Source organism: Actinacidiphila yanglinensis (assembly GCF_900107965.1).
GTDB lineage: Bacteria > Actinomycetota > Actinomycetes > Streptomycetales > Streptomycetaceae > Actinacidiphila > Actinacidiphila yanglinensis.
On the sequence record NZ_FNVU01000008.1, the window covers coordinates 88,921 to 109,134 of the forward strand.

16 protein-coding genes are annotated in these 20,214 nt (G+C 73.0%); 3 read left to right on the forward strand and 13 right to left on the reverse strand.

Translation table 11 applies throughout. From position 1 onward, the window contains the following. Window positions 1-130 precede the first annotated feature (130 nt). On the reverse strand, window positions 131-1,138 hold the full coding sequence (locus C4U44_RS19780) for a formylglycine-generating enzyme family protein (protein ID WP_103887194.1): 1,008 nt from the start codon (window positions 1,136-1,138) through the stop codon (window positions 131-133). 482 nt (window positions 1,139-1,620) lie between these two features. Here C4U44_RS19780 and C4U44_RS19785 point away from each other — a divergent pair, with 482 nt between their 5' ends. After that, window positions 1,621-4,833, forward strand: a complete 3,213-nt coding sequence (locus C4U44_RS19785) for an FtsX-like permease family protein (RefSeq protein ID WP_235032205.1) — start codon at window positions 1,621-1,623, stop codon at window positions 4,831-4,833. A gap of 247 nt (window positions 4,834-5,080) precedes the next feature. Further along, window positions 5,081-7,708, forward strand: coding sequence for a hypothetical protein (locus C4U44_RS19790; protein ID WP_235032206.1), 2,628 nt, complete (start codon window positions 5,081-5,083; stop codon window positions 7,706-7,708). Window positions 7,709-7,716: 8 nt separating this feature from the next. On the opposite strand, the gene C4U44_RS19795 is transcribed toward C4U44_RS19790, so the two are convergent. Then, window positions 7,717-8,736 (reverse strand): ABC transporter ATP-binding protein, encoded by a 1,020-nt coding sequence (locus tag C4U44_RS19795; protein ID WP_407642869.1) that lies wholly within the window; start codon window positions 8,734-8,736, stop codon window positions 7,717-7,719. A gap of 144 nt (window positions 8,737-8,880) precedes the next feature. Continuing rightward, a complete protein-coding gene (gene pyrE / locus C4U44_RS19800) occupies window positions 8,881-9,411 on the reverse strand; it encodes an orotate phosphoribosyltransferase (RefSeq protein ID WP_103887197.1) in 531 nt (176 codons plus the stop codon). Between the two features lie 152 nt (window positions 9,412-9,563). Between pyrE and C4U44_RS19805 the strand changes: the two genes are divergently transcribed. Then, a complete protein-coding gene (locus C4U44_RS19805) occupies window positions 9,564-9,770 on the forward strand; it encodes a hypothetical protein (protein ID WP_103887198.1) in 207 nt (68 codons plus the stop codon). Window positions 9,771-9,923: 153 nt separating this feature from the next. Here C4U44_RS19805 and C4U44_RS19810 read toward each other — a convergent pair whose 3' ends face one another. The 10 genes from C4U44_RS19810 to C4U44_RS19850 all read right to left on the reverse strand — a co-directional run bounded on the left by C4U44_RS19810 (window position 9,924) and on the right by C4U44_RS19850 (window position 20,083). After that, window positions 9,924-10,754 carry a hypothetical protein gene (locus C4U44_RS19810; RefSeq protein WP_200823322.1) on the reverse strand — a complete coding sequence of 277 codons (831 nt, stop codon included), beginning with the start codon at window positions 10,752-10,754 and terminating at the stop codon, window positions 9,924-9,926. 77 nt (window positions 10,755-10,831) lie between these two features. Next, window positions 10,832-11,479, reverse strand: a complete 648-nt coding sequence (locus tag C4U44_RS19815) for an RNA polymerase sigma factor (protein ID WP_103887200.1) — start codon at window positions 11,477-11,479, stop codon at window positions 10,832-10,834. Between the two features lie 115 nt (window positions 11,480-11,594). Beyond that, complete coding sequence (locus C4U44_RS41570) at window positions 11,595-11,768, reverse strand: hypothetical protein (protein WP_160145066.1); 174 nt, start codon at window positions 11,766-11,768, stop codon at window positions 11,595-11,597. A gap of 135 nt (window positions 11,769-11,903) precedes the next feature. Beyond that, window positions 11,904-13,355: a hypothetical protein gene (locus tag C4U44_RS19820; RefSeq protein WP_103887201.1), complete on the reverse strand. Its 1,452-nt coding sequence runs from the start codon at window positions 13,353-13,355 to the stop codon at window positions 11,904-11,906. A 647-nt stretch (window positions 13,356-14,002) separates the two neighbouring features. Next, the gene (locus C4U44_RS19825) at window positions 14,003-14,212 is read right to left on the reverse strand and encodes a hypothetical protein (protein WP_103887202.1); all 210 of its coding nucleotides are present in this window, start codon (window positions 14,210-14,212) and stop codon (window positions 14,003-14,005) included. 267 nt (window positions 14,213-14,479) lie between these two features. Next, entirely contained in the window at window positions 14,480-15,247 is a 768-nt protein-coding gene (locus C4U44_RS19830) for an SDR family NAD(P)-dependent oxidoreductase (protein ID WP_103887203.1), read from the reverse strand. A gap of 111 nt (window positions 15,248-15,358) precedes the next feature. Beyond that, on the reverse strand, window positions 15,359-15,979 hold the full coding sequence (locus C4U44_RS19835) for a TetR/AcrR family transcriptional regulator (RefSeq protein ID WP_103887204.1): 621 nt from the start codon (window positions 15,977-15,979) through the stop codon (window positions 15,359-15,361). Between the two features lie 115 nt (window positions 15,980-16,094). Then, entirely contained in the window at window positions 16,095-17,225 is a 1,131-nt protein-coding gene (locus C4U44_RS19840) for an XdhC family protein (protein WP_103887205.1), read from the reverse strand. A gap of 51 nt (window positions 17,226-17,276) precedes the next feature. Next, complete coding sequence (locus C4U44_RS19845; RefSeq protein ID WP_103887206.1) at window positions 17,277-19,571, reverse strand: xanthine dehydrogenase family protein molybdopterin-binding subunit; 2,295 nt, start codon at window positions 19,569-19,571, stop codon at window positions 17,277-17,279. Further along, complete coding sequence (locus tag C4U44_RS19850) at window positions 19,568-20,083, reverse strand: (2Fe-2S)-binding protein (RefSeq protein ID WP_200823323.1); 516 nt, start codon at window positions 20,081-20,083, stop codon at window positions 19,568-19,570. Before C4U44_RS19850 ends, C4U44_RS19845 begins: the two co-directional genes overlap by 4 nt. Between the last annotated feature and the right edge of the window lie 131 nt (window positions 20,084-20,214).

Here is a 20,214-nt window from a genome sequence, read left to right on the forward strand (position 1 = left end):
GGGCGGCAAGTCACCACGTCAGAAAGGGTTCTGGCGCTTCGTCAGCTCTCCCGTCGCGACCTGATCCTTATCACCGGGGTTACGTTCCCTTCACGGGCGTTCACAATCGGGCGTCCGCGAAGGGGCGTTCTCACACGTCGCGGACGCAGCGGAACCCGAGGTTGCCGGTGGTGCTGTCGGGGGTGTTGGAGGTACGGGCGGCGACGCGGTAGCGGTTGCAGTAGGAGTGATGGCACAGGTACGAGCCGCCGCGCATCGCCCGCGAGGTGCCCCGGGCGGGGCCTGTCGGGTTGCTGCGCCGGCCGGCCGGGTGGTCGGTGGTCCACCAGTCGGCGCACCACTCCCACACGTTGCCCGCCATGTTGTAGAGGCCGAACCCGTTGGGCGCGAAGGTGTCCACCGGGGCGGTGCCCTCGTACCCGTCCTCGGCGGTGTTCCTGGTGGGGAAGCGCCCCTGCCAGATGTTGCAGCGGTGCTCGCCGCCGGGCAGGAGTTCATCGCCCCACGGGTACCGGCGCTGCTCCAGGTCGCCCCGGGCGGCGTACTCCCACTCGGCCTCGGTCGGCAGGCGGCCGCCGGCCCACCGGCAGTACGCGTCGGCGTCCGCCCACGACACGTGCACGACGGGGTGCGCCACGAGGTCGTCCACGCCGCTGCCCGGCCCCAGCGGTGCTCGCCACCACGCCCCGGGCACCCCGCACCACCACGGCGTGCGCTCCGGCCGGGCGGCGCCCCGGCGCAGATGCGCGGGCAGGAAGCCGGCGAACACGTACGACCAGCCGAAGCGTTCGGCCTCGGTGACGTAGCCGGTGTCGGCCACGAACGCGGCGAACCGCCGGTTCGTCACCGCGTGGGCGTCGATCCGGAACGCCCGCAGGGTCACCTGGCGCACCGGGCCCTCGCCGTCGTCGAGGAACCCCTCGGCGTCGTCGGTGCCCATCAGGAAGGTGCCGCCCGGCAGGAGCACCGAGCCGTCCGGGCCGTGCCCCTCCCCCGGGCCGGCCGTCCCCGCCGGACCGCCGACCGCTCCCGCTTCCGAGGCCGCACCCGGTGGCGTACCGAGCACCACGAACTCACCGGGACCGCCGCCGCGCCCGGGTGCGCAGCAGGACGGAGGATGCGGTACGGCCTCGCTCATATGTCGGTCCCCACTTCCGTGTAGACCGCAGATGATATGCCCGGGTGCCGGCGGGCCTCCCCCGTCCAACGCTCTGACCAGGCACGGGGCAAACAGCACGGGATCAGGGAGGGGAAGGAGTCATGGGGCACGCGCCCGCGCCGACGGAGCGGGAGTGCGGGCGGGTGGCTTCCCGGGCTCCGGCGCTCCGGCGCTCCGGACAGCCTGCATCGCGTCCTGTACCGGTCACGAACGCTCGCCCGACCGCCCGTCCGCGACGGTGGAAGATCGTGTTCCTTGCGGCGCCTGTCGTTGCCTGATAGGACTATGACGCACCGTTACGTCACATGTTCGATACCGCGGGGGTTCATGTGGTCGCCACGGGCCTTCCCCAGGGGCCACGGCGGTGTCCGGGCGCTCCCCACCGCCCCCGCCGGCGTCTTCCCGCCGTCGCCAGGCGGTCGACCCAGCACGGGCTGGTTCTCGCCGCCGTCGCGCTGACCGTGCTGTTGTGTGCGACGGCGCTGTCCGCCCTGGTCGCGGTGGCAGGTGGTTCGGTCGACTCCGAGGCGGTCCGGAAGCTGACCGCCGACCTCGACGCGCAGGTGTCCGTCAACGCGTCCTTCCGGACCGGCGGAATGGCGGCTGCCGATCAGGGGGTTCGAGCCGCGGGCGCCAGGGTGTTCGACGGTGTGCCGCAGCATACCTACGTCGGGTTGCTGGGCACTGCGCCCGTCTCGGTGGTGGGTGTCGACGGGGTCGCGGGCGCGCCGCGCGGTCCCGGCGGCAGCGGACTGCACCCGGTCGCGGTGCAGGATGCGGGCAGGTTCGGACGTCTGGTCGCCGGGCGTTGGCCCGCCGGTACGGCGGACGCCTCGGCCGACGCGTTCACCTCCCTGCCCGCTGTCCGGGTCTCCACCGGTTCCACCGCCCCGGTGGACGCGGCGGTGCCCCAGCCGCTGGCCGAACGCCTGGGGCTCAGGCCCGGTTCCAGCCTCCGCTTACAGGATCTCTCCGGCCGCGCGGTCACCTTGCGGATCTCCGGCGTCTTCCGTGCGGCCGGTGCCGTCGGGTTCTGGCCCGCCATGGCCGGGGACCTGACCGAGGGCGAGAGCGCCAGCCAGAAACTGCTGCTGGTCCCGGCGGCGGCGCTGAACGGCAACGCCGTCCTGAACGGGCAGTTGACGGTGCGTTGGACCATGCAGCCCGACTTCTCGGGCCTCGACACGGGGGACCTGGCAGGGCTGCGCAATCGGGTCCGCAATTTCACCGGCAGTCGGAGCGACGTGTCGGTGTTCCGGGGGAAGAAACCTTCCTTGGACGACCTGGCCGTGTCGTCCGGTCTTCCGGAGGCGATCGACGACCTGGCGGTGCCGACCGTGGCGGCCCGATCCGCGCTGTTCATGCCGAGCGTGATGCTGGCGGTCCTCGCCCTTGCCGTCTTGATGTTGACGGCGCGTCAGATGACCGTGCACCGGCGTGGTGAGCTGGCCCTGCAGCAGGCACGGGGCGCCGGCACCCTGCGCCTGCTGCGCGGCGCGGCAGCCGAATGGGCTCTCACCGGTATCCCTGCCGCTGTTGCCGCACCGTATCTGGCCGGGCTGCTGCATCCTGGCAGCCGAGGTCCTGACGCCTGGGCGACGGTGGCTCTGACCCTGCTGGTGCACGGCGTGGCGGGGCTGCTGTCCGTGCTGCCGTCGATGCGGTTGCGGGTGGTCCGAGGCGCCCGGGCCGCTGTCGCGCAGCGGCTGGGTGCCGATCTGGCGCTGCTGGCCCTCGCGGTCCTGGGGTATCTGGAGCTGCGGCGGCACCGCTCGCTGATCGCCGGCGGCCTCGGGGGCCGCGTGTCGGTGGACCCCGTGCTGGTCCTGGTGCCCACCTTGGCGAGCGGGGCAGCGGCACTCCTGCTGCTGCGGCTCCTGCCGCTGACTTCCCGGTTGCTGGACGCGTTCGGTCGCCGCAGCCGGGGTCTGGTGCTCGCCCTCGCCGGTTGGCAACTGAGCCGTCGTGCCGCGCACCACGCCGGCCCCGTGGTGCTGATGTGCCTGGCCGTGTCCGTCAGCGCTTTCGCCACCACCGCGCTGGCCTGCCTGGGCGGCCTCGCGTCCGAGCAGGCCGCGTTCACGGTGGGCGCGGACGTCAGGATCGATCCGGACCAGCAGGACGACTACCCCGCCGCGGCACTGAGCGCCGCCTATCGCGCGTTGCCTGCGGTAACGGACGTGGCACCGGTGACCCGAGCAGGCGCGAACCTGCCCGGCGGGGCCACCGAGGAACTGGTCGGTACCACCGCCGTTTCCGCATCCCGCACACCCTCGTCGGCCGCCTTCGGGATCACCATCCCGGGGCGCCCGACCGCGCTGCTGCTGGACGAGAGGGTACGCAGCGACGGCAGCACCGCCGCGCCGCGTCTGGAACTGACCGTTCAGGACGCGGCCGGCCTCGACAGCACGCTGCCCGTGATCCTGCCTGCCGCCGACGGGGCACGGCACATCGTCGTGGTCCCCCTGGACGTCCCGCTGAGCGGCGGCCACCCGCGCGCGTACCCGCTGACGGTGACCGCCGTGACCGTCCTGCCCCAGCCGAAGGTGCGCCCCGCGCTCCTGGACCTGGACGTGATGCGAGTCGGCTCACGCGGCACCGCGGACAGGTGGGCCACTCCCCTGCCGGCCGGACAGGTCTGGGCCGACAGCACCGAAGACGCCCCGGACGCCACCGCGGCGGCCTGCAAAGGGAACACGTCCGGCCTCTACCTCTACGGCACTGCGGGCGTGTGCTCGATTCGCCACGGTGGCCCCGACGCGCTCCGGACCACCATCAGCACCGGCCTCAAGGGGCCCCCGGCAGCCGAAAGCGACCTCCCCGGCACGGCCGACACCGACACGCAGCCGGGCAGCCAGGTCAGACTCGTGGCGAGCTCCGCCGGCGGACCGGCTCCGCTTCCGGTTCGGGCCGACGCCCAGGCGCTGCACGACGCCCACCTCGCCGTCGGCAGCACCACCACGCTGGACCTGGGCGGCGGCAGACCGGTGCCCGCCAGGATCGTCGGGCGGGTCGACTCGCTGCGCGGACTGGGTCGCGGGCAGGGGCATCTGATCGCCGACCAGCGCAGGCTCGCCAGTGCGCTGACGCTTGCGGGCGCACCCCAGCAGGACCCCGCGTTCTGGTGGATCGGCAGCACCGACGGTGCGCGCACGGCCGCAGCCGCGCAGTCGCAGCCCGCTCTGGGCCGTGTCACGACCACGGCGCACACCGCCGCGGCGCTGGAGGCCGACCCGTTCCGCAGCGGGCTGCGCCGGATACTGGAACTCATCCGATATCTGGCCCCCGGTTTCGCGATCATCGCCTTCACCGTCCACGCGGTGATCTCCGCGCGGCGGCGACAGAGGGAGTTCGCCCTGCTGAGAGCGATCGGCGTGGGCTCGCGGAACCTGTCCTCGCTGCTGGGCGCGGAGCAGCTGGGTCTGACACTGTTCGCGGTGGTCCCGGGAGCGCTGATGGGCATGGCACTGGCGACAGCCGTGCTGCCGCTGGTCACTGTGGACGACACCGGCCAGGCCCCGTATCCGCCCCTGCCGCTGGTCGTGCCCTGGCGCACTGTGGCGGTGACCGCCGCGGTGACCGCTCTTGCCGTCAGCGCGGTCGTGCTGGCGCTGGCCAGCCTGCTGGCTCGGGTGGACCTGGTGCGCGTGCTGCGGGCAGGGGACGACCGTTGAGGCGCACGGCCGGACACGACGGGAAAGGGCGGACGGCGATGCGCCGCTCAGTACGGGCACCGCGATGACGCTGCGCTTGATACGCAGGGAGACCAGGGGCGATCTACCGCTGCTGGCCTGCTTGGCGGTGCTGGTTCTGGCGTTGACGGGAATGTGTGCATGGGCTCCCGCCGTTGCGGGCCGCCAGGAGGACCGAGCGCTGCGGCAGCGGATCGCCGCCGCGCAGACCCAAGCCTCCTTGATCCGCGTGAGCACAGTGCCGGAAGTCTTCAACTCCGGCCCGCCCAGCGTCAACATGGCAAGCCTGCTCAGCGACGGCCGCACTCTGGTCCATCGGCTCAGCGGCTCAGCGGCGCGCCACGTCACCCTCGCCGGCAGCGGGAGCTACGAGTACAACCAGGCGACGCTCACCTCGCCGCATCCGCCGGGACCGGCGATCACCAGCGCCAAGTTGGCGATCAGCGATCTGCCGCAGGCGAAGGCCCACCTGCGCTATGTGAGCGGCCACGCCCCGGCCGACCGCACGCCGCTCGGCACAGCGCCGCAGATCGGATTGTCGCAGGCCACCGCGCAGGCCCTGGGGGTTCGCGTCGGCAGTCGGCTCGGACTGGACTTCGCGAGTCCGCGCGCCGGACTGCCGGCTTCCCACGCGGTGCTCCTGGTGAGCGGAGTCTTCCGTCCGGCGTCCGGGGCCGACGACTTCTGGAGCAGTTGGCAGACGGTGGCCCAGCCGCTGCGGTATCCCGCTCAGAACGCCGCCGGCAGCGTTCTCGCCGTAGCCGGCCTGGTCGGCACCGATGCCGCCGACTGGCTGGCCAACGCCGGGGTGTCCGGCCCGTCGGTGACCTGGGAGATGCACGCCGACCTGCGCCGGGCGGCACTCGACCGGGCCCGCGCGCTGAGCGGGCCCCTGTCCCGCTACGGCGTGGACCTGGACACCGCACTCTGCCGCGGAACCGACGAGTTCACCGGCGGCGAGAGCTGCCAGGTCGGCGGCCAGCGCACCGGGCCGCTGGTGGTGGCCGACGCCCTGACCCCGCTCCTCGACACCTTCACCACGCAGGACCACCAGGCCAGGGCGCTCGCGACGTTCGCGATCGACTCGCTGGCCGCCGTCTCCTTGGCGACCGCGGTGGTCGCGGTCCGGCTGCTGCTGCGCCGCCGTGGGCCGCATCTGCGGCTGCAGCGCGCGCGAGGCGCGTCCACGGTACGGCTGGTCCTCCTGCGCAGCGCCGTGACATGGCCGGTGGTACTTATCGCAGCCCTGCTCGGCTGGGCGGGCGGCCGGTCCCTTGCTCCCACCGGAACGTCCGGGTCGCCGCAACCGATGGCGGCCGCCCTCGCCGCCGCGACGGTGGCGCTGGCGGTGTCGCTGATGACCTGGCTCGCGGTGCGCGAACCGCGCGGTCCCCGTCGACGCCGGCGCCCGCGCCGGACCGTCGCCGGCGGCCGGCGCGTGGTCATGGAGACCACGGTGCTGCTCGCGGCGGCCGCAGGCGTGGCCGCGCTGCGATCGCAGGGACCCGACCCGGTGCTGGGCGCGGTACCGGTACTGGTCGCCCTGGCCGCTGCTCTGGTCCTGCTGCGGATCCACCCGCTCGCGCTGCGCCTTCTGGCCCGGCGGACCCGTCGCGGCAAGGGCGCGGTGGGCTTCGTCGCCGTATCCGGGGCCGCCCATGATGCGCCGGCGACCGGGCTCGCCCTGTTCGTCATGGTCCTGACCCTGGGAACGGCTGTGTTCGGTGGCTTGGTGCAGCACACGATCGGCGATGGCCTGGCCGCGGGCGCGGCCTGGAGCGCCGGCGCCGACGCCTGCGCGATCACCCCAGGGAGCACGACGCCGGCACCGGGCACGCTGAACGGCACCGCCGGGATACGTACGGCTCTTCAGCACCTGCACACGCTCGACCTGGTGGGAGACGCCGACGGCGCAGAGATCTCGCCGGTCGCGGTGATCACCGTGGATCCCCGGCAACTGGTCGCCGTCGCCCCGCGTTCGCCACTGGCCGGTGCCCTGCTGTCCGCGTTGACCGCCTCGCCGCGGACGCCGGGCGGCAGGGGTGTCGCGCTCCCTTCCGTCGTCTCGCCCGCCCTGCGTGCGCGGGAGGCCGGCGGCGGCTTCACCTCGACCATCCAGACCCACGGCCGTCCTGCCGTGCACCTCTCGTTGAACCCTGTCGGCACCCTCACCGCGGCGGACCTGCGTGACCCTCTGCTCGGACCGGTTTCGGAACAGGTCACCCCCGGGACCCCGATGCTGATCACCACTGCCTCCGCCGAGCACCTGATGCCGCAGCAGTCCTCCGGAAGCACCGTCCTACTGCTCCACGGCGAGGGTGACGCCGCCACCAGCACCACGGCACTGCGGTCGGCGGCGACCACGGCGCTCGGGCCGCTGGCGCAGGTGCGCACCCGCTCCCAAACGCTGGCTGCCCTGCGCGACGACGGCCTGACCCAGGGGCTCGGGAACATCTACGCCACCACCTCGGCCCTGGCCGCCCTCACCGGCCTGCTCGCGGTCGCCCTGGATCTGATCCTCACCTCGGGCGAGCGCAGCCGCACCACCTCGTTGCTGCGCACTCTCGGGCTGGGCGGCAAGGAGGCCGGCGCGGTGAACTTCCTGCAGATGCTCCCGTTCGCAGGGGTCTCGGCATTGGGCGGCGCCCTTGTCGGCCTGCTCGAACCGCGACTCATGGCGCAGACCCTGAACCTGGGTCAATTCACCGGCGGACCCGGCCGACCGCCCCTGCGGACCGACTACTCTCTGACTCTCGTCCTCGTCGGCGGCGCGATCCTGCTGGTTCTCGCCGCCGCGGCCACGGAGACCGTCCTCGCACGCAAACGCCGCCTGGCCGCCGTACTACGCGTCATGTGAACGCCTGCTCATCGCTTCTTCATGTCGCTCCCGTCGCTCTCCGCGCTGCTGCCGCCCTCCGCGGCAGACGCCTGCCGCGCGGCTGCGTCGGGCCACACTCCGACGTGATCGGCTTCCAAAGCCAGCCGCACCCGCTTGCGCAGGTGCAGGCGCTCGGTGAACTCGCGCGGGATCTGGAGCCGTCCGTTGCGGTCCAGCACTGCGTACTCCTCCGCGGTGACGGAGCCGACGCCGTGCTTGTCGGTGGACACGCGTCGCAGCACCTCGGTCGAGGTACGGCCGTTGCGGATCCGCACGGTGCGCTGGACCTGCTCGGACACCAGAGCGTCGTGGGTGACCACGACAACGGTGACGCCCAGGTCCTCGTTGGCACGGCGCAGCGCGGCGAAGATCTCGTCGCTGGTGGCGGTGTCGAGTTCACCGGTGGGTTCGTCGGCGAACAGGACCCTGGGCTCGTTGGCGTTGGCGACGGCGATGGCGACCCGCTGCTGCTCGCCGCCGGAGAGCGCGTCGGGATTGCGGTCGCGGCAGTGGCCGACGCCGAGCAGGTCGAGCAGTTCCTCTGCGCGGGCTCGGCGCCGGGAGCGCTTGACCCCGGTGTAGGTCATCGGAAGCATCACGTTCTCGGCCGCCGTGAGGTACGGCAGCAGGTTTCGCGCGCTCTGCTGCCAGACGAAGCCCACGGTCGAGCGCCGGTAGCCGAGCCGGTCACGGCGCTTCATCGCCAGCAGGTCGTGGCCGGCGACCTCGGCGGATCCGGCGGTGGGCACGTCCTGGCCGGAGAGGATGGCCAGCAGCGTGGACTTGCCCGAACCGGAGGCCCCGATCAACGCGATCATCTCTCCCTGGGACACGGCCAGATCAAGACCTTGCAGTGCCTGCACCTCGACGCCCTCGGTCTGGTAGATGCGCACCAGGTTCTCGCACACGATCAACCCCTCGTCGCGCTCCGGGACACCCGCCGCCCGGGCTCGTCGACTGAGTTCGTCCAGGTCCGGTGCCCCGGCTGGCTGCTCGTGAGTGGCCACGCGGTCCCCCGTGGAGGTGAAGTCTCGGAACGACCCGATCTGACAGCCGCCAGGCTAGTGCCGCAGTCCACCAAGTGCGGTATCCGCCGGATCGGTTGTCCGGCCGCCGGACTTCGGGGGATGCGCCGCCGACCGCACCGCGCTTCAGCCGCCGACGGCCGCCTTCAAGGCGTCCGCGGTGAGGAAGGACCGCAGGCCGATCCCTTCCGCGGCGAGCGCCTGCGCGCCGCCCTGCTGCCGGTCGATGACGCACAGGGCCTCAGCGATGTCCGCGCCCAGGGCGCGCAGTTCGGCGGTGGACAGGACGATCTGGCCGCCGCTGGTGACCACGTCCTCCACGACCAGCACCCGGCGCCCGGCGATGTCGGCGCCTTCGGCCAGGCGGCACGTGCCGTACGCCTTCGCCTCCTTGCGCACGAACGCGCACGGCAGGCCGGTGTGCCGACCGAGCGCGGTGACCACGGGAATGCCGCCCATCTCGAGTCCGGCCAGCACCTGCGTGTCCGGCGGGACGAGGACGGCCATCTCCCCGGCGATGGCGTCCAGGAGGACGGGATCGCTCTCGAAGCGGTACTTGTCGAAGTACTCCGTCGCGTGGCGGCCGGAGCGCAGGACGAACTCTCCGGTGAGGTGGGAGGTGGCGTGAATGCGGCGGGCGAGAGTGGAAGAGGTCACAGGACGGCAGTATCCCAGCAGCCGTCGTGCGCCCCGGGTCCTGAGTGCCCGTCATCACGCTTGCGGCCGCCGGCCGCGAGCCGCGATCGTGGGGCGGGCGGGCGGGCGCGCGCGCCGCGACTCCGTTTGCGAGGGAGCCTGGCGCATGCCTCATGCGCTGGTGCTCGCTCAACGCGGACGAGTCGCTGCTGTTCGACACGGACCTGCTGCGCGAATACGAACCGGCCCGCTCCGTCCTGGGCCTGAGCGACGAACGGCTCGCGGCGGTTGCTGCCGCCTCGATCACGGGTTCCGCCGCACCGAACGCGCTGAAGGAGGGTGCGGTGGAGCGGGTCGCCGCGTGGCTGCGTACGTCGTAACCCTGCCCATCGAGCAGGCGGTTGACGGGCACCCGTCCTTGCTCCCCACGAACAGCCGGAGCCGCCTCCCGGCCGCACCCGGCTTTCATCGGGTGCGGCCGGGAGGTGAGGGGTGCGAAGGAGCCCGTCACATGAAAGCGGCGTCGGGCCGGCTTACTTGTGGTTGCCGGTGAGCTCCGCGTCCTTCTCCTGGTTGTAGATCTCCTTGCCGGCCGCGTTGTAGGCGTGGACGTACGGGTTCGGCATCGCGGAGAAATGATGGGTGGCGGACGCCCCGGTGGAGAAGGCTGCGGTGTAGAGGAATGCGCCACCCGCCATGACCGCCGGGTACTCCTTCGGGTTGTCGCCGTAGCTGATGGTGATCTTGGCGACGCCCGAGGCGTAGTGCCCCGCACCGACCGAGACGTACCTGCCTTGGCCGGCCGGTTCGCCGATGGAGTCGAAGTACTCGACGATGTGGCCCGTCCCCCACAGGCGGTTGTTGATGAAGGTCGGCGGCACGTCCTGGCTGGTGCCCCGATTGCCCTTGGTCTCGCACTGCACGTACTGGCCTGCGGAGTCGACGGCGATGACCGTGCCGTCCCAGTCCCGCGAGGCGACCGGTGTGCGGACACCGATCACCGCGTGGTATCTCCGGGCGTCCGATCCGAGGCAGGAGGACAGGATCTTGGCGACGGTCCCTGCGTCGATCGGGGCCGTGGCCACGCTGGTGACGGTGGCGCCGCCGGGGGCAGGGGCCGAGGAGGGCGCCGAGCCGGTCCCGCCCGACGAGGAGGCCCGCGTCGGGCTCGGACCCGGTGACGTCGCAGCGCTGCTCGGGCTGCCGCCGCCGGCGGCCAGGACGGGTTTGGCGGCGGCGGTCCCCTGCCCGCCGAAGACGGCCACGGCCGCGATGCTCGCCGCCGCGACACCGGTCGCGACAACCAGCGGCACCCCCCACCTGCGCGGCAGCGAAGCGTGCTTGTCCTCCGGGTCGATCTTCATCAGTAGCTCCTCTCGGATCCGCCGGTGGTCCGGCAGATCACGATCGGGAGGAGGCGTCGGAACACCCTGCGCGTCATTCATCGTGCGACCTCCTCCGCAGTGACGGGTTTCTTCGAACTGGACGACGTCGCCGCCGTGGGTTTGCCGGAGAGGTCGGCACCCAGCCTGCGCCGTGCCCGGTGCAGCCTCGACTTCACGGTTCCGACCGCCACTCCCAGCGCCGCCGCGGCCGCCTGCTGATCCAGGCCGGACCACATGCACAGCTCGACGACCTCGCGCTCGTGGCGCGGGAGCCGGGCCAGCGCGCGATGGACCTGGGACATCCGACGCTCGTCGTCGACCAGTCCGGCGACACGGTCGGCGTGGTCGCCCACGGGTTCGTCATGCGAGACGAGCCGGTACAGCAGCGCCTCTGCCCGCCGCAACCGCCGTCTGGTGTTCGACAGCAGGCGATCGGCGATCCCGAGCAGCCACGGCAGAGCCGAATCACGGTCCAGCACGGTCTCCGACCGCCGACGCCACGCATGGAGGAAGACGGTCGCCGTGAGATCCTCCGCCTCGGACCAGTCGGCCGTCCGCCGGAACGCGTAGTTGTAGACGGTCTTCGCATGACGGTCGAAGATCCGGCCGAACGCCTCCCGGTCGCCGTCGACTGCCCGTGCCCACAACTGCCGGTCGGAGATCCCTCCCCCGGGTGCGGTGGGAACAGCGTCGTTCAGTTCCATGCCCTGTATGTGTCCGGCACCCGGCCGAAGGTTCCCGCCGTTCTCGTACCCGTGACACGAGCCGTCGGTGGGGCTGCCGGAGCCGGGGCGAGGCTGCGTGGGTCGCGGGGCTGTTTCAGGGCGTCAGGTTCGTGAGGACGGACACGCCCAGTGCGAGCAGGGCCAGGGCCTTGGCCACCTCCGTGGCCACGTGGAGGTGGCGGGCACGGGAGCGCGGGAGCTCTTCCCCGGCCAGCACCCGGCCGCACCGCGGCGGCGTGGTGGGTCTGCGGGAACGCCGTCGGTTCACCGTACGCGCCGTCACCTCCGGGTCGGGCGGCGTCGGACCGCGTCGGGCATGTCCCTCCGGAGGATCCCGCTGCGCCCGCTGCCGGCGTACGGATCACGGCGGCAGCGGACGCAACGGGCGCGCGGCGGGAGGGTGTCAGCCGGTCAGGGCCGCGCGCAGGTCACTCACCGGAAGGTCGAACACGATCCGCTGCCGTACCGGGTCGCTGGTGGGCCACTTGCCGTCCTTGTCGGCGGCCCACTCCGTCTGCACCCACGCCCGGCTCTGGTCGGACATGTACGTCATCCCCTCGGTGTGCTGCGCCCAGGTGCCCTGCCCGGTCGCGCTGCCGCCGGTGGACGTAGAGACGTGGGCCGCGGTCTGCGCGCCGGTGGCCGGCAACGGCACCCGCCAGGGCAGGCCCCGGGCCTGCGGTGATCCGAGGGCGTCGGCGGTGTAGATGACCTTCTCGCCGTTCTCGGTCTGGTCGAGGGTGCCCTGGATGCCGATGATGTCGGTGTCGTACACGTCGAGCGGGGCGGCGGTGCCCGAGCTGTTCACCGCGAGGGGCATGGCGTCGCCGGCCGGGGCGAGCTGGTACCGCCAGATCCGGGAGGTCGCGTCGGTGGCGCCGCTGGAGACCCACTCGTTGGCGACCAGGGTGTACGGGCTGCTGGAGCGGTCCATCGACAGCCCGTCGAAGCACGGCAGGCGGCCGTCGCTGTGGTCGGTGTAGTTGCAGGACGCGTCGACGCTGTACGACCCGATCGCCGGCCAGAAGTACTGGTAGCCGTCCGCGGACGTCTCGCTGCCGTCGTGGCCGATCCAGGAGGCGTCGGTGTTGGCCTGGTAGATGTGCTGGGTCGAGAAGACGTAGATGGCGTTGTGGTGCGCGTCCCCGTCGAGCGACGCGGTGATCAGGAGTTTGTCGCCCCACCAGACCATGCCGCCCATGTGGGACCCGAAGCGGGCGAAGTCGGTGCCGCCGTCGGTGGGGATGACGGGCAGCACCCAGCGGTAGCCGTCCTTGTTCGCCGACCCCGCGGTCTCGTTGATCAGCGCGAGGCGCCCCATCGCGGGTGAGGTGTTTGCGCTCCCCCATCCCGACACGACGACACGGTCGGTGCCCCACAGCCCGTCGCCGTCGGCGTCGCCCGAGGAGGTCATGCCCTGCGGCGACCAGTACTGCGTGGTGGCGTCGCCCTCGTCCCAGCAGTAGGTGCTGTCCGCCGCGACCGTGGGCGTGCTGGGCGCGGTCGCGGCCTCGGAGCTGGTGCACGCGCTGCTGCCGATGGCGTGCAGGTGGTGGTTCACCGTGTTCACGACGGTATCGACGCTGGTGTTGGTGAAGGTGGCGTCCATCGCCGACACCGTGGCGTCCGAGACCGGGTGCACGCTGAGTTGGAGCCGCGCGGCAGCGGCGGCGGAGGCGCGGGTAGCGGCTCCCGGCGTGGTGGCCGACGCGGGGGTGGCCGCGGCGGTGGACACCCGCGGCGCCTGCCCCGACGAGGCCGCGTCCCGCACGCCCGAGGTCGCGCCGGCCGGCGTCAGCGTCACCGCGCCCAGCGCGAGCGCGGCGATCCCGACGGCCATGAGCCGGCCGCCCATCCGCCACCCCCGGCCCCGCCTTGCGCGTCCAGCCGTCAATGCCCCCGCCTCAGCCTGAGTTGGCGTCCGTCCTGGTCCCCTGAACTCGCCGTGGTTCCTCCGCACGGTGCCCCCGTCTCCGTCGCCGCCGCCGAACAGGCGCCGACGACGCCCGTGCACGGCGTGAACTCCGCTTGATGTGGAGCGAGTCAGTGTAGGCCACCAGCGGAGGGACGGGACCGTACGTGCGCAGCAACGGAGTTGAGGGTCCTGGGACCGCAGGGTCCGGTGATGCGCGCTCCGCACTTCGTGGTGGTCGCAGCATCCGTCCAGCGTGACGACGACGGAGTACTGAGAGCACACATCCTGCGTATCGCCGATGGGACGGGCAGCACCGGGTCCGACGGGCTCCGGCGCCCTCGGGTGTCGAGCCGCCGGGCGTACGGCCCGCGATGGCATCCGCCCGATGCACGCGGCAAGATACCGGGCATGGACGAGGGGGTGGCGGCGGTCCTCGCGGCATGCGTCGCGGGGGCCGCGGGGGCCGTAGGTGCAGCGGTGGGGGCGAGGGCCGCGGGCCGCGCCGCACGCGAACAGGCGGCGCACGAGCAGGCGTTACGGGCCGTGGGCGCGGCGATCGACGCGATCGATGTCGCGTGCAACGCCTTTCACCAGAAGGGATACGTGGCGATACAGGCGGCGCTCCATTTCGAGGCGGCGGTGGTCGACGGGCAGGAGAGCGCCGCGCTGGAACTGGCCTTCCGCGCCTGCGTGGGCGAGGCCGTGGCCGCGACCCACGAGGTGAGATGGTGCCACGCCGCTCTGGAGGAGCCGGCACGGGAGTGGTGCGAGGCGATCTCGCTGATCGGGATGGCCATGCGCGCCCTGCGAGCGGTCAACGGCGCGGTGCACGACCCCGATTCGCCCGAGTACCGGCGGTGGAAGCGGGCCTGGCTGCTGGAGAAGGAGGCCCTGCACGCCTTCCAGCGGGCCGTCGGGGACGCGAAAGAGCGCGCAGGTGGTCCCGTCGTGAGCGTGCCGAACGGTCCCTGCGGTGGCGGGTGGACGCAAGGCCAGGGGTACGCGCGCCGGGATGGTGCAGCCGGGGCGCCGCCGCCCCGTTCCGTGGGGCCCGAGGTGGGGCGTCAGGCGCCGGATGGGAAGAAGCGGCCCGCGCTCGGGTGGTCCTGGGCGCCGTCCACGCAGATGTTCGCGCCGTTCACGCCGCCGGCCCGGGGCGAGAGCAGGAAGCAGGCGACATCCGCCACCTCCTGGAGATCGACCAGCCGGCCGGCGGGGAAGTCGTCGCGGGCGAAGGCCTCGAACTGGTCGGGGCGGTTGTCGCGGAACCAGGCCCAGCCGCCGCCCTCGAACATCACCGAACCCGGGCTGAGCGCGTTGACGCGGATGTTGCGCGGCCCGAGTTCCTGGCCCAGCGTGGCGGCGAGGTGGATCTCCGCGGCCTTCGCCGACGCGTAGGACGACTTGGGGCCGGGCTTCCACCCGGTGATCGACGCGACCACCAGCGCGCTGCCCCCGCCCCGCCCCTCGAAGTGCGGCACCGCGGCGCGCACGGCGTGGGCGGCGTGCAGGACGTTCACCTGGTAGGTGCGCAGCCAGTCCTCGGGGGTGGAGTCCAGCAGCCCTCCGCCGTGGGCACCGCCGGCGTTGGCCACGAGCAGGTCGAGTCCGCCCATCCGCTCCGCGGCCTCGTCGACCGCGCGGCCGAGCGCGTCGGGATCGGTGACGTCGGCCTGGACGCCGGGCAGCCCGCACTCCTTCAGCCGTTCGGGATCCCGGCCGCAGACGGTGACCTCCACGCCCTCCTTCTGCAACGCCAGGCCGATGGCCAGCCCGATGCCGCCGCTTCCACCGGTGATGAAGGCCGTCCGCCCCGCGAGTCCCAGATCCATGGGCGCAGCCTGTCAGCAGAGCGCGGAACGATCAAGGGTCGTCCGCAGGCGGACGGTCCGCGGGGGCGCGGGGTGGCGGATCCCGCGGGGACGCCGGCCCGCGAGGTCGCCTCAGGCCCCTACGGGGACGTCCTGCGGCGCGCGGGCGCCCAGCAGCGCCAGGCAGTTCGCCCACAGAGCGTCCAGCCGGCGGGTGTTGTTGTAGAGCTTGGCGAAGAGCACTTGGCCCTCCAGCTGGGCGACGACCGAGCGCGCGGCCTCCCGGTCGTCGGTGGCGGTGATGTCACCGCGCTCGCGGGCCTCGCCGACGACCGACTCGACCATGTCCACCTGGGCGTCGAAGACCTGCTGGAGCCGGATCCGGATGGGCTCGGTCTGGTTGCTCAGCTCCAGCGTCAGGTTGCCGAACATGCACCCGGACACGGTGCCGCAGCTGCGCTGGCCGGAGCGCTGGGCGTGCTCGGTCTCCTCGAACAGCTGCCGCAGCCGCAGCAGCGGCTCCGCGTCCCCGCGCAGCACCCGGGCCCAGTCGCGCTCCTGCGCCGCCCACTGCTCGTCGATCACGGCGAGCGCCAGCGTCTCCTTGGACTCGAAGAAGTAGTAGAAGCTCCCCTTCGGCACGCCGGCGGCCTTGCAGATCTCGGCGACGCCCAGCGCGGAGTAGCCGCGCAGCTCGATGAGCGACTGCGCGGCGGCGAGGATCTTCTCCCGTGCCTCACTCGTACGTCCCATACCGGTCAGTGTACGACCGGTCGTCTACCCGTGGAAGCGGGTCACCGGTCAGCCGGCCGCCGGTCGGCTGACCGACGGCCGGCTGCGCGTCGGACGACCGCGGCCGGGTGCCCGCTCACGGCCGCGTGGGAGCCGGCCGGGCGGAGGGGCGCACCCGGTCGGGGGGGTGGATCGTGCCGCTGGTCCCGGTGAGCGGAAGGCCGCTGCGCCCGTGCCGGTCGGAGACGATCTCGGCGGCGATGGACAGCGCGGTCTCCTCCGGGCTGCGGGCCCCCAGGTCCAGTCCGAGCGGGCTGCGCAGCCGGGCCAGCCGGGTCTCGTCCAGCCCCACGGCCCGCAGCCGGGCCAGCCGGTCGTCGTGGGTGCGGCGCGACCCCATGGCGCCGACGTAGGCGACCGGCAGGCCCAGCGCGCGCTCCAGCAGGGGCACGTCGAACTTCGGGTCGTGGGTGAGGACGCAGATCACCGTCCGGGCGTCGACGTCGGCCGTGGCGAGGTAGCGGTGCGGCCAGTCCACCACCACCTCGACGCCCGCCGGGAAGCGGGCCGGCGTGGCGAAGACCGGGCGCGCGTCGCACACCGTGACGCGGTATCCCAGGACCGAGCCCAGCCGGGCGAGCGCGGCGGCGACGTCGACCGCCCCGAACAGCAGCAGGCGGGGGGCGGGAACGCTGGATTCCACCAGCAGCCTCGTGGCGTGGCCCGGCCAGGGCACCAGGGGTCCCGTCGTGCCCGCGGCCAGGAGCTCGCGGGCCCGGTCGCCGGCGATCCGGTCGAGCTCCGCGGCGCCGAGGCTCCCCCGGTCCGGGTGGTCGGGGCGGACCACCAGCGCCCGGCCCGGCCCGGCGGCCGGATCGGCCACCGGGCGGACCAGCGCCACCCGCTCGCGCCGCGCCGCCGCGGCCAGGAACGCGACGATCTCCGGCCGGTCGGCGGGGACGATCCGCTCGATGAGCACCTCGACGGTCCCGCCGCAGGTCAGGCCGATGTCGAACAGGTCGTCGGTGGAGAAGCCGAAGCTCCGGACCAGCGGCCGGCCGTCGGCGAGGACGTCCGCGCACAGGTCGTAGACGGCTGCTTCCACGCAGCCGCCCGACACGCTGCCCACGGCCGTGCCCGCGCCGTCCACGGCGAGGGCCGCGCCCGGTCCGCGCGGCGTGCTGCCGCCCACCTGGGAGACCGTCGCGACCGCGAAGGGCTCCGCCCGCAGGCACCACCGGTGCAGTTCCTCAGCGATGTCCAGCACGGCGCGGCGGCTCCCCTCGGTGCGGCGGCGGGAGGAGGAGGCGGGCGGCGGTCACGCGGTTCCGCCCTGCAGCTTGTCCGGGGTGATCGGGAGGGTGCGCACTCGCACGCCTGTGGCGGCGAAGACGGCGTTGGCGACGGCTCCGCCGATGGTGCCGATCGTGGGTTCGCCGGCGCCCCACGCGGGCTGGTCGGGGCGGTCCAGAAGGATGGTCTCGATGCTGGGTACCTCGTTGAAGCGGATCACGTCGTAGGCGGCGCCCGGGGTCGCCGACTGCCAGACCAGGGAGGTGACGGCGTCGCCCGTGTAGTGGACCTCCTCCTTGAGGGTGCGGCTGATGCCCTGGACGACGTTCCCCTCGATCTGGTTGCGCAGGCCGTCGGGGTTGATCACCAGGCCGCAGTCGTGGGCGACCACCACCCGGTCGACCCGGACCGCGCCGGTCGCCGCGTCGACGTGCACCTCGACGTACGTGGCGACGTAGGCGTTGACGACCTCGTACTGGTGGAAGGCCACACCCGCACCCACGCCGTCGCCGCCCTTCGGCCGGCGGTTCCAGGCCGGCAGCAGCGCGCGGCAGACGTCGACCGCGCGCGGGTCGGGGAGCGAGTCGATCCGCAGCCGGAGGGGGTCGTGGCCGCCGGCGTGGGCGAGCTCGTCGAAGAACGACTCGTTGGCGAAGCTGTTGGAGAAGCCGCCCAGGGAGCGCAGCGCGGTAGTGCGCGGGATGCGGTAGGTGAGCGGGGCGGCGGGGGCCGGTGAGGCGGGCCCGATGGTCTCGAAGCTCTTGATCAGCCGCGCCTCGACCCGCTGCGGGATCGCGTAGGTGAGGGGGGCGTTGCGCCCGGAGGTGTCGACGGAGCTGGCGGGCAGCGGGTCGGGCAGCAGCCCGGTCAGGGCGCCGGCCAGCAGCGTGCCCGGGTTGCCGGCCGAGGGGCGGCTGTTGGCGGTGGGCGCGTAGTTCAGGTGGGACCACGCGGTGATGCCGTGCGTGCCGAGCGCGCCCTTCATGTCGTGGGCCTGCGCGCCGCCGTAGGGCTCCCAGCCGTGCTCGTCCTGGCGCGTCCACTGCACGCGGACCGGTGCGCCGGCGGCCTGGGAGAGCAGGGCGGCGTCGGCGGCGCAGTCGTCCACGCCGTCGTGGCCGTAGCAGCCGGACGCCTCCTCGTAGATGACCCGGACCGCGGTGGGTTGCAGGCCGAGCAGCCCGGCGAGGGCGCCGCGCAGCGCGGTGACGTTCTGGGTGCCGGACCAGACGGTCGCCTGGATGCCGGTGTCCGGGTCGGGCTGGGAGCGGACATCGGCGACGGCAGTGGAGGCGCCCATGGTCGCGTGCATGTGGAAGGGCGTGAAGTACTGCGCGGTCAGCACGGTGCCGGCGGCAGCGAACAGCGGGTCGACGCCGTCGTCGATCTCGACCACCGTGGCGTACTGGTTCTCCGGGTCGCGCAGGGCGGTGGGCAGCTCGGCCTGGGGGATCATCGCCGGGCCGTCGCTCCAGGTGACGGTGATGCCGGTGGAGGGCGAGGCCGCGCGGGCGGCGGCCCATTCGGTGGCGGCGACGACCCCGATGAAGCGGTCGTGCCGGACCAGCGTCACGAAGCCGTCGACGGCCTGCGCGCGGTCGAGGTCGCCGATCACCGGGCTGTGCGCATTGCGGCCGGGCGGGCGGATCACGCGGCCGTGCAGGGTGCCGGGCGGGGCGATGTCGTGGAGGAAGGCGAAGGTGGCGTCGAGCTTGCCGGGGAGGTCCACCCGTGGCTGGCTGGTGCCGACCACCCGGTAGTCGCGGGGCGCCAGGACGGGCGCCGCGGTGTCGAGGGGCAGCACGCTGCTGCCGGTGCGCAGCAGCCGCCCGTAGCCGACGCTGCGGCCCCGGGCACGGAAGACCCCGTCGGCGGCGTGGAGTTCACGGGCGTCGACGCGCAGGGCGGCCGCGGCCCGCCGGCGGAGTTCGGCGAAGGCGGTGGCAGCGGCCTGGCGCAGCTGGACGCCGCCGTTCTGGATGCTCTTGGAGCCCGTGGTGCCGCCCTGGCTGACGGACAGCAGCGTGTCGCCCTGGACGTAGCGGACGTCGGCGACGCGCAGGCGCAGCTCCTCGACGACGATCTGGGTGAGGGAGGTCTGGATGCCGGTGCCGAGTTCGACCTTGCCGCTGTAGACGGTGATGGCGTCCTCGGTCAGGACCAGCCAGGACTGGTCGGGTTCCCCGGCGCTGTCGTCGATGCGGACGATGCCGTCCGGGGTGCCGGCGTGGGCGACGCCGTTGCCGACGGTGAAGGCGACGGCGAGGACGCCCGCTCCGGCGAGGAACTGGCGGCGGGAGGGTTTCGCGACGGTGGTCATCCGGTCATCTCCTTCGCCGCGGCGCGCACGGCGGCGACGATGCGGGTGTGGGTACCGCAACGGCACAGGTAGTTGCGGGTGTTGTCCGGGGCCGCGCCGGACAGGAAGTCCTTGGTCTCCTGCTCGGTCGGCACCGCCGTGTTGCCCGCGGCGATCCGGCCTTCCAGCCACCCGAGCGAGCCCATGACCATGCCGTTGACGCAGAACCCGCACTGCGCCGCCTGGAGTTCGACGAACGCGCGCTGCAACGGGTGCTGCCGCCGCCCGTCGGCGAGGCCGTCGAGGGTGCGGATCTCCGCGCCGTCGGCGACGGTGTGCATCTGGCGGACGCAGGAGCGGGTGACCGCTCCGTCCAGCAGGACCGTACAGGCCCCGCACTGGGCGAGGCCGCAGCCGAACCGCGGGCCGCGCTGGGACTGCCGGTTCCGCAGCCAGTCCAGCAACTGCTCGGAGCTCTGGCTGCTGCCCGATCCGGCCGACTCGTAGTCGGCCTGCACCGTCGTCCCGTTCAACCGTATGCTTCGTGAGGGCATTTCCCACCTCTTCTGCCGCATTGCGAGGTCTGTGAGGCGCCGGTGACGCCTGGGGGGAGTACGCGTGGCAACGGCCAACCGTTCAACCTCCTTCCACCGAACAGTCGGCG